Annotated in this window: 12 protein-coding genes; 2 read left to right on the forward strand and 10 right to left on the reverse strand. The window is 41.9% G+C overall.

Annotated features, from left to right (window positions below; all coding sequences use genetic code 11):
• Window positions 1-95: 95 nt before the first annotated feature.
• Window positions 96-344, forward strand: a complete 249-nt coding sequence (locus EP737_RS26810; protein WP_425455842.1) for a DUF2306 domain-containing protein — start codon at window positions 96-98, stop codon at window positions 342-344.
• A gap of 16 nt (window positions 345-360) precedes the next feature.
• On the opposite strand, the gene fbp is transcribed toward EP737_RS26810, so the two are convergent.
• Together fbp and EP737_RS03330 are read right to left on the reverse strand one after the other, a co-directional pair.
• A complete protein-coding gene (gene fbp, locus EP737_RS03325) occupies window positions 361-2,292 on the reverse strand; it encodes a fructose-1,6-bisphosphatase (RefSeq protein ID WP_129726478.1) in 1,932 nt (643 codons plus the stop codon).
• A gap of 821 nt (window positions 2,293-3,113) precedes the next feature.
• Complete coding sequence (locus EP737_RS03330; RefSeq protein WP_129726479.1) at window positions 3,114-3,869, reverse strand: 3D domain-containing protein; 756 nt, start codon at window positions 3,867-3,869, stop codon at window positions 3,114-3,116.
• A 683-nt stretch (window positions 3,870-4,552) separates the two neighbouring features.
• On the opposite strand from EP737_RS03330, the gene katG reads away from it, so the two are divergent.
• Window positions 4,553-6,736 carry a catalase/peroxidase HPI gene (gene katG / locus EP737_RS03335; protein WP_129726480.1) on the forward strand — a complete coding sequence of 728 codons (2,184 nt, stop codon included), beginning with the start codon at window positions 4,553-4,555 and terminating at the stop codon, window positions 6,734-6,736.
• A 180-nt stretch (window positions 6,737-6,916) separates the two neighbouring features.
• Here katG and EP737_RS03340 read toward each other — a convergent pair whose 3' ends face one another.
• From EP737_RS03340 to EP737_RS03375, 8 genes are all read right to left on the reverse strand, one after another.
• Window positions 6,917-7,198, reverse strand: coding sequence for a YokU family protein (locus tag EP737_RS03340; RefSeq protein ID WP_129726481.1), 282 nt, complete (start codon window positions 7,196-7,198; stop codon window positions 6,917-6,919).
• A gap of 3 nt (window positions 7,199-7,201) precedes the next feature.
• Window positions 7,202-8,611, reverse strand: a complete 1,410-nt coding sequence (kamA, locus tag EP737_RS03345; RefSeq protein WP_129726482.1) for a lysine 2,3-aminomutase — start codon at window positions 8,609-8,611, stop codon at window positions 7,202-7,204.
• A gap of 492 nt (window positions 8,612-9,103) precedes the next feature.
• On the reverse strand, window positions 9,104-10,477 hold the full coding sequence (locus EP737_RS03350; RefSeq protein WP_342772878.1) for a sigma-54 interaction domain-containing protein: 1,374 nt from the start codon (window positions 10,475-10,477) through the stop codon (window positions 9,104-9,106).
• A gap of 51 nt (window positions 10,478-10,528) precedes the next feature.
• Window positions 10,529-11,374, reverse strand: a complete 846-nt coding sequence (gene ablB, locus EP737_RS03355; RefSeq protein WP_129726484.1) for a putative beta-lysine N-acetyltransferase — start codon at window positions 11,372-11,374, stop codon at window positions 10,529-10,531.
• Window positions 11,371-12,639 (reverse strand): peptidase, encoded by a 1,269-nt coding sequence (locus EP737_RS03360; RefSeq protein ID WP_129726485.1) that lies wholly within the window; start codon window positions 12,637-12,639, stop codon window positions 11,371-11,373. The genes ablB and EP737_RS03360 overlap by 4 nt, the downstream gene beginning before the upstream one ends.
• 15 nt (window positions 12,640-12,654) lie before the next feature.
• The gene (locus EP737_RS03365) at window positions 12,655-13,317 is read right to left on the reverse strand and encodes a 3-oxoacid CoA-transferase subunit B (RefSeq protein WP_129726486.1); all 663 of its coding nucleotides are present in this window, start codon (window positions 13,315-13,317) and stop codon (window positions 12,655-12,657) included.
• On the reverse strand, window positions 13,302-13,928 hold the full coding sequence (locus EP737_RS03370) for a CoA transferase subunit A (protein ID WP_425455843.1): 627 nt from the start codon (window positions 13,926-13,928) through the stop codon (window positions 13,302-13,304). Before EP737_RS03370 ends, EP737_RS03365 begins: the two co-directional genes overlap by 16 nt.
• Window positions 13,929-14,002: 74 nt before the next feature.
• The gene (locus EP737_RS03375; protein ID WP_129726488.1) at window positions 14,003-15,289 is read right to left on the reverse strand and encodes an aspartate aminotransferase family protein; all 1,287 of its coding nucleotides are present in this window, start codon (window positions 15,287-15,289) and stop codon (window positions 14,003-14,005) included.
• Between the last annotated feature and the right edge of the window lie 109 nt (window positions 15,290-15,398).

Genomic DNA, 15,398 nt, shown 5'->3' on the forward strand with positions numbered 1-15,398 from the left:
TATCCGATAAAGCTAAAGATTCTCTAAATCAATTCTTAAAAAAGTATTAAAAGCCGAGTAACAATTACTTCGGCTCCGGTGTAATATTCTCTCATATAGCTTTTGCTTGCATTGCTTTAATCACAGGATGTCTTCAGTTTATGGATAATATTCACCTCAAAGATCCAAAGATGCATCGTTCTATTGGCAGGATTTATATCATTAGTATCTTTATAAGCAGACTGAAAATTACCTCAAGTGAATTTACTCATTTTGAGAATAAAAATACACCAAATAAAAAACGGTATGAATTTAGTAAAATGCCAAATTCATACCGCCAAACCGTTATCCTTCTTTTAAATTGAATTGGAACAACTTGTGTCAATTCATATACAGATATTCCCTCAGACTATTCAAAATAGTGATTTCCTGTAATAATTCTTTACCGATATTCGTTTCTCTAACCTTTTTTCTCTTTAATTCTTTGTCCACCAATCTTTTTACTGACAAAACATCCGTTCCGTTACATAGAACATCTTCTTTTGAATTAAATTTCTTATGGGCGGCCAGTTGCATACCATAGGAATTATATAATAACGTATATCCAGCTATACCTGTTGTTGATTGATAAGCTTTGGAGAAACCTCCATCAATTACAATCATCCTACCATTTGCTTTAATTGGATTTTCTCCCTCAATTTCTTTAACTGGTGTATGGCCATTTATAATATGCCCCTGGTCAGGATTAAGGCCAAATTCAGTTAGGATTTTGCGGCAAACTTCTTCCTGTTCACGTAAATGGTAGTATGGGTTCTTTTTCTCTTTATGAGTTTTCTTATCCTTAATAAAGTATCTCTCAAAAGTTGTCATCTCCCTTTTTCCAAAGAGTGATGAATATTCTCCTGTCCATAAATACCAGACCATATCTGTCGCAAGATCATCTGTCTCTTCAGGATGTGCAAAAGCATGCCGTAAATAACGTTCAAAAACATCAAGCAGCTCACGACCTGAATAGGTTTTATTTTCAATCGTCATTTTTTCCATATTCCCTTCTTCATCCAAAGGAATACAGCCATGTATTAATAGGTTCCCGTTATATTTTAAATAAAGGCTCCCTTTCTTCATAAGGAAGTTCATATGTCTGGCCAGCTTTTCTGAATGCTGGACTGAAAATAATAATCTTTCCATAACCTGCTGTTCTTCTTCTAATAATTGATCAGGCCGCTCTGGGTTAATCGTTGCAAAGCAGGTATTTTCTAGCGGGTAGGTTTTCCCATAAATCGTTACTTCATTCTTGTCATAATCAATTTTCTCCAGCAAAAGCCTTTCTGACATATTAAAATACGGGCGTCTCTTTATGATAGGGATTTCAAGTTTGAACTGAATCATTGCAATTGCTTGATGAATTTTCGTAATTTGTAATTGTTCATGATCAGATAATTTTTTATCAGAATGTATCTTAGGTCTAAAAACTGGATTGTCCCCATAGTATTTCTCCGCAAGATTGAGTAGGGGTCTAAGATTTATTCCATACACATCTTCAATAATATCCAAATTGTCGTATCTAGCGCAGATACGAATAATATTAGCAAGACAAACCTTTGAACCAGCAAAGGCACCTAACCATAGTACATCATGATTTCCCCACTGAATATCAACGGAATGATAGTTGATTAGGGTATCCATGATTTTATCAGGCTCAGGTCCACGATCATAAATATCCCCAACTACATGAAGATGATCGACAACCAATTTCTGAGTCGTATAAGCAAGCCCTGTTATGAGCTTATCAGCCTGACCTAAGGAGATGATCTGCTGGACAATTTCCGTATAATATTGCTCCTTATTTGTAGATTTATCTGCTTTGTATAACAGCTCCTCTATAATATACACAAACTGACTCGGCAATGCTTTACGTAATTTCGAACGTGTATATTTGGAGGAAGCATAAGAAATAAGCCTGATCATCCGCTCGATGATTACTGTATACCATTGGTTTAATTCTTCTTCATTGCCAAAACTATTTTTAATTAACTGTAATTTTTCTTCAGGATAATAAACTAATGTCGCAAATTCATTTATTTCTTTTTCAAATAAAACATCTTGAAACAAGTCCCTGATTTTCTCTTTTACATTCCCCGAACCATTTCTTAGCACATGTTGAAAGGCTTGGTACTCCCCATGTAAATCACTGACAAAGTGTTCGGTCCCCTTAGGAAGATTGAGAATAGCTTCAAGATTAATAATTTCTGTTACCACTTTCTCTTCACTGTCATATTTTTGAGCCAATAAATCTAAGTATTTCGTATTCAAACAAAGTATCCCCTTTCAAAATTCATCCTTCATTCTCCATTTAATAAACAAACCTGTATCTAATAGTTATATCATAAAAGAAAAGTCAAATAGAAGATATAACGGTAATTAATATTTTTATTGTCTTGGTTTGCAATGAAATTGGAAGAAAAATTACTAGTATTATTAAATATCACGAAGCTCTAAGTCATCTAGTAGATTCACGAATAACACTGTATTAGGAGTAGTGGGAAAATCCAATATTCACCTCATGTTCCAGTAATTGACTAACAGTGATTAGTAGGGTTGTAGGGGACGAAACATTTTTGAAGATAAAGTTGAGGCAAGCGTCCAAACAAATTGGGAAGACGTAAAGCTTCGGAATCCAGACGCTATATGTGTTGTATGGGTAGGCGTTCCAAAAAAGAAGGTTAATCCAAAGGTAATCCTAAAACATCCAAGTTGGGGCATATGAACATGATCAAAAACAATCCACTGTAGAATCTCTTTTTTGCAGGCCCTCTCCCTAGCTGTTGAACGAGTTAGCTAAAATTGAGGATCTCCTTCATCCTGACATTTATCCAAAATTTAAAGAAGAAGTTAGCTTGTTAATTAATTCTTGACCCGTTGAATTACCCCCACCTGCGCTGCGCTTCACGAAATTGAAGCAGGGACTCTTTCGGCAAAATGTGACAGAAAATTAAAAGAACAATGAGGTTAGCCTCGTTGTTCTTTTTCTGTACCTGCCTCAATATGGACTCCCCAAAGGACGGAAAGCATCAAAAGTAGATTGCGATGCTAGATTTACGCCCCTTTTACGAAAATACCCCCATGGATTGCTATTACTCGAGTACGCGTACTGTTACAGTCTTGCGTCCCCATTGCAGCGCTTCATCTAGTGTTGGTTTTAATACGTCAATACGGTTTCCTTTAATGGCACCGCCTGTATCGCCGGCAATTGCTTCACCATATCCTTCTACCCATACTTTCGAACCGAGCGGAATGACTTTTGGATCAACCGCAATCAGCTTCATGTTTGGGTCTTTGCGCAGGTCTATACCTGTCGCGGTCATACCGTTATAACCATCCTCTTCATAAGGTGTGTATGAGGTAGCCTCAACTTGGAGTTCTTGTGCTGCTTTTACTTGTAGTTTTGGTGTTTGTGTACCTAAAAATTCTTTGCTGACATATGCGGATCCGTCCTTAAAGGCAATAACTGCCCAGCCATTTCCAGCATCGCCGATCACTTGCACTCCTTGTCCATTTTCCAACTTACCAATTACATTATGATCTGTGCCAGCACCATCGCGTATATTTAATATATCAGCTGTTACATAATATACACCGTCATCTTTTGTATATGGTTTGCTTACATAAGCGCTTTGTCCGTTATATTCAATTTCTAGCCAATCATTTGCATCATTTTTTACTTGTAGTGTTTGTCCTGTTGTAACTTTTCCAAGTATGGATGAGTCAGTGTTCGGAGCTTGTCGAACGTTTAATACATCCGTATTTACAACCGTTGCTGCATCTGCATTAGCTGCAAAGAACCCTAACCCAAAGATTGCTGCTGTTGTCATACCTAGCACTTTCTTCATTCGTTTACCCCCGGCTTCTGTATGTAATAATCGAATTATAGCAACCGCATTTCACGTAACTAAGAAAAACATACAATTAACATATAAATGTCATACTTCTTTAAAGGTTTGTAACAGAGAAAATGATAGAAAAAAGTCAATTTCCCTTGTCGTATCATATGACAGAAGCATATCCTAAAATATGGTATGTAACAGATTCCTTTTTGTTTATATAATTAATTATTGAGAGTCAATAATGTACTTGAAAACTACTAAAAGCCCTTCAATTAAATGATCTGAAGAGCCTTATGTTTACATAATGAGGTGTTATTGGTAGTTATAATATATTTGAACTAAAATCAGAATTTGATTTGATCCTGTACGCTTCATTACCCACTATCCATTATCGGAAGTCAATTTACTAATTAACCCGTAGTTTAACAGATTTCCGAAAGAATTCCCTTCTTCAAGCCTGTGAAGGGCGAAGCCCAAGGGTAGATAAGGAGGGGCATTCCCTACCCCTGCTTTGCCATCGATGTGTTCACAAAGTTATCAATTAAATTCTTTATCGTGAGTTTTAATTCTTTCAATCATAGTAATAGTTTAATAATAATATTATAATTATTATTATCTAGTTTGTAAGTTTCGTACGACTAGAAGCATAATTGTTTGCTACATAATTTACACATAAGGGGGAAATAAGTATGGAAGCTAAAGAAACTGCTAACATTGGAAAGTGCCCGGTACACCACGGTGGCGCTACTAGTCCCAAATCTAGTGGTACGTCTAACAGAGACTGGTGGCCAAACCAGTTGAACTTGAACATTCTACATCAGCATGACAGAAAATCTAACCCTATGGGAGAAACCTTTGATTATGCAGAAGAATTTAAAAAATTAGACTACCATGCTCTTAAACAGGATCTTCGCGATTTAATGACAAACAGTCAAGATTGGTGGCCTGCTGACTATGGACATTATGGTCCATTCTTTATCCGTATGGCTTGGCACTCCGCAGGGACGTATCGTACCGGTGACGGCCGTGGTGGTGGTGGAACTGGCACACAGCGTTTTGCTCCACTTAACAGCTGGCCTGACAACGGCAACCTCGATAAAGCCCGGCGACTGCTATGGCCGATTAAGCAAAAGTATGGCAACAAGATCTCTTGGGCTGACTTATTTATTCTAACAGGTAATGTTGCTATTGAATCAATGGGCGGAAAGACATTCGGTTTTGGGGGAGGACGCGCAGACGTTTGGCATCCAGAAGAAGACATCTACTGGGGTACTGAAATGGAATGGCTAGGTGATAAGCGTTACACAGGCGATCGTGAGCTTGAGAATCCACTTGCTGCAGTTCAGATGGGGCTAATCTATGTTAACCCTGAAGGTCCAAACGGTAAACCAGATCCGCTCGCAAGTGGCCGTGACATCCGCGAAACCTTTGCACGTATGGGAATGAACGATGAAGAAACAGTTGCACTAATCGCCGGCGGCCATACTTTTGGTAAGGCACACGGTGCAGGAGACGCCGCTCTTGTTGGTCCAGAGCCAGAAGGTGCTCCTATTGAAGCACAAGGCTTAGGTTGGATAAGCACACATGGTAACGGAAAAGGTCGTGACGCCATCACTAGCGGTATTGAAGGTGCTTGGACCGCTAATCCAACACAGTGGGATAATGGATTCTTTGAATTACTGTTTGGATATGAATGGGAGCTTACAAAGAGCCCTGCAGGCGCACATCAGTGGGTTGCAATCAATCCTGCTGAGGATCATCTTGCCCCAGATGCAGAGGATTCATCAGTTCGTGTTCCGACTATGATGACTACCGCGGATATGGCCTTACGTATTGACCCAACTTACGAAAAGATTTCCCGTCGTTTCTATGAGAATCCAGAAGAGTTTGCAGATGTATTTGCTCGTGCATGGTTTAAACTGACACACCGTGACATGGGTCCTCGTGCAAGATATCTAGGCCCAGAAGTTCCAGAAGAAGTTCTTATCTGGCAAGATCCTGTACCTGCTGTTGATTATGAATTAACAGATGCAGAAGTTGCAAAGATCAAAGTCATGATCCTAGATTCCGGACTTACAATCAACGAGCTAGTAACAACTGCCTGGGCTTCAGCAAGTACCTTCCGTGGCTCAGATATGCGTGGTGGTGCTAATGGTGCTCGCATCCGTCTTACTCCACAGAAGGATTGGGAAGTGAATCAGCCTGAACAACTTACAAAAGTACTTACTGTATTAGAAAGTATTCAAGGTCATCTAGATAAGAAAGTCAGCATAGCTGACTTGATTGTACTTGGTGGTAGTGCCGCAGTAGAAAAAGCTGCAAAAGATGCAGGCTTTGATGTAACTGTTCCTTTTGCTCCAGGACGTGGCGATGCAACCCAAGAACAAACTGACTTAGAAAGCTTTGCAGTACTAGAGCCTATCGCTGATGGTTTCCGCAACTATCAGAAGAAGCAGTATAGTGTAAGTTCAGCAGAGTTACTAGTAGACAAGGCACAACTGCTTGGCCTTACTGCACCAGAAATGACCGCACTTGTTGGCGGTATGCGTGTTCTAGGTACTAACTTCGGTGGCACAAAACACGGGGTTTTCACTGATCGTGTTGGCACACTTACTAACGACTTCTTTGTTAACTTGCTTGACATGGGAGTAGCGTGGACGCCTGTAGAGGGAGACGTATTTGAAGGACGTGATCGCAAGACAGGTGAAGTAGTACGTACAGCAACTAGTGTTGACCTAGTGTTCGGTTCAAACTCAGTTCTACGTGCCATTGTAGAAGTTTATGCACAAGACGATAACAAAGAGAAGTTTGTGCGTGACTTTATAGCTGCTTGGGTTAAGATAATGAATGCAGATCGTTTCGACCTTAATTAAGGGCTACTACAGCTATTAAAATAACAAAGCCCTATGAAAATTGTTAATAACATCCCTTCTATCACCGAGAAGACCGACTATTTTTAGTCGGTCTTTCTTTCGATAAAAAATCAACATCGAACAGAGCCTTAAAAATTTTAATGGATAAATGGCAGCCATTTCTGAGTACCTTTTTAAATCCTAAGAAGAAAAATCAAAGTAATTCCGTTTCAATAGCCGTGGCTTCGCCATCAGTTCCGCATATGTTAGCTGTTTCTCCAGCTGCTTGGTATTGATAAGAAACAGCTGATCCTCAATCTTCTTCACCGTTTCCTCTGTCTGATACTCCATCCCACAGTCATCACAGCAAACACAAGGCGTCTCCGTAATCCCTATCGTCTTCGTCCCGTCCGGCAGTTCCCAAAACACGGTGTTGCCGCTATCTCTCGCGTGCTCTGAACCACACCACTCACATACTGGCATCTCCTACTCCTCCTTATCCTTGCCTTCGCTTAGCTTCTTCATCTGCGCCTGAAACTTCTTCTCCTTCAACTGATCGCGCTTTTCACGTTTATCCTTCAAGGAAGAGTGCTCTGGATTTGCCTCATACTGCTTGCGACGGTCTAAACGCTGCAGCCCCTCCGGCACAAGGTTAGGCTTTACATCATTCATGAGACCAGCGATGCCGATATTCGATTTTTTCTCCGCATAATCTGGATAAACTTCACCGAAATATCCTTCCGCACGACCTGGCACATAGTTCTCGGGCTCTGGATACGTGGTGATGACGCCCTCAAAATTGCGGAGTACCACTTTATCGGGACTTTGGGCGATTAAATAATTCGGCTGTACCGCAATCTTGCCTCCGCCGCCAGGAGCATCAATGACGAAAGTTGGCACAGCATAACCAGACGTATGCCCTCGCAACCCTTCAATAATTTCCAAGCCTTTTGAAACTGGAGCGCGAAAATGACTGATACCCTCTGATAAATCGCATTGATAAATGTAATACGGGCGAACACGAATTTTGACGAGATCGTGCATCAATTTTTTCATAATCGCTACACTATCATTAATTCCTGCTAGAATAACAGCCTGATTACCAAGAGGCACACCTGCGTTTGCGAGCATCTCACAAGCTCTTTTGGATTCCTCTGTAATCTCAATGGATGTGTTGAAGTGTGTGTTCAGCCAAATCGGATGATATTTCTTGAGGATATTACAAAGATTTTCTGTGATGCGCTGAGGAAAGACCACCGGTGCTCTTGTACCAATGCGAATAATTTCGACATGAGGAATGGCACGCAGATTCTTTAAAATATATTCTAAAATATTATCATTGATTAATAGTCCGTCACCGCCGGAAATTAATACATCTCGCACCTGCGTCGTGTTACGGATATAGTTAATCGCATCATCCAGCTGCTTTTTCGGCACACCCATACCAATTTGTCCGCTAAAGCGGCGGCGTGTACAATATCGGCAATACATCGAGCATTGGTTTGTCACGAGAAACAAGACGCGATCCGGATAACGATGCGTTAGCCCAGGCGTTGGAGAGTCCTCATCCTCCCCAAGCGGATCTTCTTGGTCATATTTTGTCTTGTAGAGCTCCTTCGCAATCGGAACGGATTGCATCCGAATTGGACAACGATGATCATCTGGATTCATAAGGGAGGCGTAATAGGGTGTAATATTAAGAGGGATGGTTTTTGTAGAAATTTTAACTCCCTCCTCCTCATCTGGTGTTAGATTAATTACCTTCTTTAAATCCTCTAATGTTTTGATTGTATTCGTTAATTGCCAAATCCAATCATTCCACTGCTCCTCGGTTACATCCTTCCATAGTTCAATATCCTGCCAATGACGCTTTGGTTTATATATATCGTGCAGCATGAATTCTCCCCCTTTGTTGCGCTCTTATCTATACCTAAGCAAAAACTGTGCCAAAGCTTTGATTCGTTACTAAATATTAAAAGTCGGAACATTCATCTACTTTCTTTATATGAAAGGAGCAAGCACTAGGTGAAACTGAAAAAGCCGTCTAAAGACGGCTTTTTCAGGCTAATTAGATTATATGCATTCCGGTCGAATGCCCAATTTTAGGCACTTTAATGCCTATTTTTTGGCATGCCTGTTTGTTTTCCGATCTGAAGCATCCTCTTTAGACCGGGAGACTTCCATGATACCTTTTCATATACTGAAACAATTCTGTCTTATCTTTAGGAACCGGAGTATTTGACACAAGAGCATTACTTTCAATCAAACATTGAAATACTTCCATAATCCACGGTTTATCTAAATGAGAAATTCGCAAAATCTAGAAAGGGATCTCTTGAATTGCCCAAGAGATCCCTTTTTGATAACGATTCTATCTGCTTAGCCCTATTATTCGGCAGCCTGTCGATGTTTTTGCAGTTTATATTGCAGCGTTTGTCTCGGTATATCCAGCAGTCTTGCTGCTTGCATCATATTTCCATCTGTTTGCAGCAGCGCTTGCTCAATCAGCCGTTCCTCTGTTTCACGCAGTGTTTCACGCAAAGATGTTATATTCAGAACCCTATGAACCCGGGAAAATGAATAGGGTAAATGCTCCATTTTAATCGTTGAATCATCCGTCATAATCATTGCATGTTCCATAACATGCTTCAATTCCCTCACATTCCCTGGCCAATGATAGTAAAGAAGGAGTTGTTTTACAGAGGCATCAAAACCTTTCATCTGCTTTCCAAGCTTATTATTATTGTGACGCAAGAAATGATGTGCCAGCAGGAGAATGTCGCCCGTTCGTTCCCGAAGCGGTGGAATGCATAGTGAAAAAACATTTAACCGATAGTATAAATCAGCTCGCAGCGTCCGATTTTCTATACATCGTTCAGGATGCTCATTCATTGCCGCCATCACCCGGACATCAACCTTCCTTGTTTTTTGACCGCCAATGCGGCGAACCATACCATCCTCCAATACGCGTAGCAGCTTCGCTTGTAAATTAAGCGGCATCGAATTGATCTCATCAAGCAGCAGCGTTCCACCATCGGCAAGTTCAAATAATCCAGCTCGGTCTATTGCTCCCGTGTAACTTCCTTTTGCTGTTCCAAATAGAATTCCCTCGAGCAATGACTCTGGCAAGGCTGCGCAGTTTTGGGCAATTAAAGGCTTTGATTTACGGAGAGATGTCTCATGAATCGCATGCACAAATAGCTCCTTTCCAGTTCCCGTCTCACCATATAACAGCACGGATGCATCAGTCGGCGCTACTCGTTTTGCTAAACGCTTTGTTTCTAAAAAGTGTGGATCCTCCGTCAAAATCTGTTCAAATGTTATTGCATTATGCTGTTTATCTTCTACAATTGTTCTCTTTCTGCTCCATTGCAGCTCTACAATCTTATCTGTCAGCTTCTGAATAGCTGAATAATCCTTTGCAATTTCAACAGCCCCAGTTACCCGGCCTTCAACTAAAATAGGAATCGTACTATTTACAGTACAAACCTCCAGACCGCTGCGATTTTGGTAACGCTGTGCCTGCTGTAATATCGGACGCTTTGTTTCCAGCACCATAAGAAGCGTACTCGTCTCCTTTGTTAAAGATGGAAACGCCTCTAATACGTGCTTTCCAAGCACATCTTCTATCCTTGTTCCATCATGCTTGGCAGCAGCAGCATTATAAAAAATCGTAAAGCCATTCTCGTCTACTGCATGAACCGCTTCATCAATACCGCTTAGTATTGCTTCCATCATTTCCTTTGTAAACGATGCAGGCACCTCTCTCCCCCCTTGCTTAACATTTGGCATATACCATACCGAATGTTCGGTTTATTGTGATAAATCCTTTGCCCAAACGTTCATATCCTCCATTTTATCGAAAATATAACAGTTATTTACCAGTCTTCCTGTATAGGAATAACCAATTTGATAAAATGCTGCATTCATACCATAAGACAAAGCTCTCGCAATTGTATATGCACAGTAGATATGCCGCATGCATAACTCCTTCTCAAGCGCAATTAACAGCTGCTTCATCAATCCATGTTTACGGAACTCCAAAATTGTGGCACAATTTGTCAATTCTGCATTTCCCTGCAAGCAATTCATTTCAGCTGACGCAGTACTAACAATTTGATCGTTCGCTGTATACACATAGTAGATCGTATCTTCCCGCATCGTTTTTTGAATATACTCAGGGCTATCGAGTGGGGTCGGGTATACTTGAAACACATGTCTAAATAGCTGTGCAAGCGCCTCTGCATCCTTCTCGGTTGCAAGACGAAGCACAAAGGAGGGAGGGACCTCTTTTGCCTTCGTATCCTGCTGCGCTTTCACATTACGGACAATCTCATCCTCTTGCATCCAAAACATGCTGTTTCTTCTATCGTTTTTTCGATATTTGGTGAAAAAATAGGCAGCCTGCCCTTGAAAATAGAGGGGAATGATGGCTTCAAGCGTGTATCCGCTTGAGATGAGAGAAGAAAAGTGCTCGTGTTTTCCTTTTAGAATAAGTTTAGAAAGGCTATGCCGCTCTGCCAATTGCTCCGTTCGATTAATAATCTCCTGTAAATTTCCTGTATATGCATCGACTCGAATCCGTTCATTAAAGTAGTCCAGCACTCCTTCTATCGTGTAGTTCCTTCCCTGCTCTGAGAAAGATTCATAATACTTCATTCCTCCACCCCGCACCAATCGAGCAGCATGCAGGCGATCATTTCGGCAGCTTCTACCATCTTATCAATTTCTATATACTCATCATGCTGATGTGCAGCCTTCGTTTCTCCTGGACCAAATACAAGAGTCGGAATATTCGCGACATTTGTAAACAAACCCCCGTCCGTCCCCCATGGAGAGGCTTCGATAATAGGCTCTTCCCCTCGCACAAGCGTAAAATTCTGCTTGAGCGTTTGTGCAAGCGGATGCTCCTCTGCGAGCGAACCAGGTACCCATCTTGCGCCAAACCACTCAATCTCAACAGGGTGCTCCAAAAACCAAGCATCTGCTTCACACAGCTTACGAAACCAATTTTCAAACTCTTGTGTTGCCTCTGCTAATTTCTCATCTGGTGCTACACCGTACCTCCCTTCTAACACAAGCAAATCAGGCACGGACGATGGCCAATTTCCACCCTTCATTCTGCCAATATTAATCGGAACCGGGATTGGAATAGACTGATAGAGCGGTTCTTGTATACGTTCATTTCTTATGTTCTCCAGCCTCCGTACATGTTCAATGACAATTATGCTCTTCTCAATCGCGCTTACCCCCTCATAGCGTGTACCGCCATGTGCGGATTGTCCTTTTACCGTTAGGCGAAACCATAGAGAGCCCTGTTGCTTTGGGAAAATTTTCATATTTGTCGGCTCGGGAATGAGAACACCGTCAGCTTTGTATCCTCTTATAATGGCAGCCAACGATCCTGCTCCTCCGCTTTCTTCTTCAATTACACTTTGAAAGCATATATCCCCCTTTAAACGAATGCCGCAGGCAATAATCGCTTCCAGTGCCATAATAAGCGACGTACTTCCTCCCTTCATATCGGTAGCACCACGCCCATAGAGACGATTGCCTTCCACATCCCCTTTATAAGGATGATACTTCCACTGCTGTTCATCCCCTTCTGGCACTACATCGATATGGCCATTCAGAATGATTGACCTTCCCCCTCCGCTTCCCTTTAATACCGCTACAACATTCGGACTGTCAAGAAAGCTGCTTCGCGGCGAGACAAAATAAGGATGCCGCTCTAATTCACGAAAAGATGGTTCCCAAATGTCCAGTTGCAGCCCAAGCTCCCTTAATTTTTCAATAACGATCGCTTGTGCGCTGCTTTCATTTCCTGACACACTTTTTTCCTGCACAAGTCGTTTTAATAAACGTACTCCTTGCAATTGATGAGCTTGAATATAGCTTCGCACACTTTTTTTATACTGTTCCAACCGCTTCACCTCATTTTAGTCGATTGTACTTAGAGAAGGGCTAACAGAAAAAGGGGCCCCCGTATATGTTTGAACATCTGCAATCGTATACGGAGACATTAGTTCTGTTACAAGGAGACCATTCTTTGTTACTTCCATAACAGCCATATCCGTAATAATGACATGAACACAACCCTTTGATGTCAGCGGCAGTGTACATTCTTTTACAATTTTTGGATTCCCATCTTTATCAACATGGCTCATAACCACAATCACACGCTTTGCCTTTTGCGCCAAATCCATTGCGCCGCCAATACCTGGGACTCGTCGGCCTGGCACCATCCAATTTGCCAAATCACCTGTTTCGCTTACCTGCAGCGATCCAAGAATCGTAATGTCTAACATTCCTCTTCGAATCATGCCAAACGCCGTACAACTGTCAAAATAGCTTGCGCCTGCTATAACTGTTGTCGGAAAACCTGCAGCATTGCATAGATGCATATCTTCCTCGCCCTTTACCGGGCTCCGTCCTAGACCAAGAATTCCATTTTCCGCATGGAACATGACCTGAAGATCTGCAGGTAAATGATCCGGTACAAGAGAGGGAATACCAATCCCCAAATTTACGATCATCCCATTATGAATTTCCTTTGCAGCTCTTTTTGCAATCCGATTTCGAACCTCTACTCCCATGCCCACTTCCAGTTCACCCCTTCTGAAGGTACAACATAATCCACAAATACCCCCGGTGTTACAATCTCGTCTGGATCTAATGAGCCAAGCGTTACAATTTCCTCAACCTCAGCGATTGTAATCGTGCCTGCCATGGCCACATGTGGATTCATATTTCGTGCGCTTTTATCAAATACAAGATTCCCAAACGGATCTGCCTTCTTCGCATATACAATAGCCACCTCTGCCGTTAAGGCAGTCTCTACAAGATAGCGACGTCCCTCTAAAACAACCGTTTGCTTTTTTTCTTCCACTATTGTATCTATACCAACATCAGTCAAAACTCCAGCCAATCCAACTCCACCGGCACGAATCCGTTCCGCAAGCGTTCCTTGCGGACAAAATTCAATTTGTAGTTTCCCTTCATGGAGAAGCCGTCCCGCATTTGGATTCGAGCCGATGTGAGAGGTAATAATAGAACTTACACGTTCGTTTGTGATTAAGGGCCCAATGCCGATTTCAGGGAATCCTGTATCATTTCCTATTAGATGCATGTCACGTATTCCTTCTGCTAAAATGGCAGAAATAATTGTAGGAGGCGATCCAACTCCTCCAAATCCACCAAACATGAGTGTCATACCATCATGAAATAACGTCATCACTTGTTTTACGGTTGTTATCTTTCCAAACGGATTTGTTCTCCCCATTATCGCTACCCTCCCATTACTTCCTGCAGACTCGCATACAACAGCTGCAGCAGTTCATCAATCTCCGCATGCGTAACTGTCAAGGGCGGCGCAACAAGCACCGCTATCTCTTCTTTTCCATTCCTTCCTGCGACTGCTGGATACAAAAGCAAACCGTATTTTGCCGCTGCTTGAATGAGATGGAAACATGGGATAGAAAGCTCCAGTCCTAAGAGAAGCCCTTTTCCACGTACATCTGTAATAATGGGAAACTCCTTTTTAAAATCATGCAATTTTTCTAATAAGTATCCCCCCTTTTCAGCAGCGTTTTCTACGAGGCTATAACGTTCAACATACTCTATAACTGCCAGTGAAACTGCTGCTGATAGGGGGTTCGCACTAAAAGTGTGCCCCGCCATAACAAGCCGTGACCCTTGCAAAATCGGCTCCATCACCCGATCGCTCACTAATGTCGCTGCCATCGGCGCATATCCGGCCGTTAATCCTTTCCCAAGTGCAATGAGATCAGGAACCACTCCCCAATGTTCCATCGCAAACCATGCTCCTGTTCGACCAAGACCTGTCATAACCTCATCAGCTATAAATAAAATATCGTAGCGTTCACATATGCTTTTTATGATTTTGTAATAATCCTCAGGTGGGGTAAGTGCTCCGCCAGCAGCACCAACAATCGGCTCTGCTACAAACGCCGCAATATGCTCGGAGCCAATTCTCTCTATCTCATTTTCTAATTGCTTGGCACACGCTGTTTGGCAGGAAGGATGCTCCAAACCAAATGGACATCGAAAGCAATATGGAGGTGGTAAAATGGGGTAATCCTCAAGCAAAGGAGTGAATCTTTGGCGGCGCAGCGGATGACCCGACATCGAAAGCGCACCAATTGTAATACCATGATAGCTCATATGACGTGATATAACCTTTTGCTTGCTTGTTATGCCACGTTCTTGATAATGCTGAATCGCGATCTTCATCGCCGTCTCCATCGCTTCAGTGCCGCTATTTACAAAAAAGCTCCAATTCAAATCACCTGGACTTTTATCGCTTAACGTTTTAGCTAATCTCTCCGCCGCTTCACTCGTAAATTGGGAGCGGTATACAAACGCTACTTTCTCAGCCTGTTTTGTCATTGCCCCAATTACTTCTTGCACACCATGCCCAATGCTTGCGGTAATAGCTCCAGAAGAACCATCTAAATACCGTTTTCCATTCGTATCGTACAAATATATGCCGTTGCCGTGAGAAATAGTCGGATAAGGCTGTCCGACCAACGGCTTAATTAAATATTCGCGCATCTATTCCTCTCCCCCTCACCCTTCTTCTATCATCTTATGAGAGAAATGTTTGTTTCTTTCATACAAAAAGCCTCCCAAGACTATGTTTTCATAGTTCTAGAAGGCTTTT

Source organism: Ectobacillus funiculus (assembly GCF_004138295.1).
GTDB lineage: Bacteria > Bacillota > Bacilli > Bacillales > Bacillaceae_G > Ectobacillus > Ectobacillus funiculus.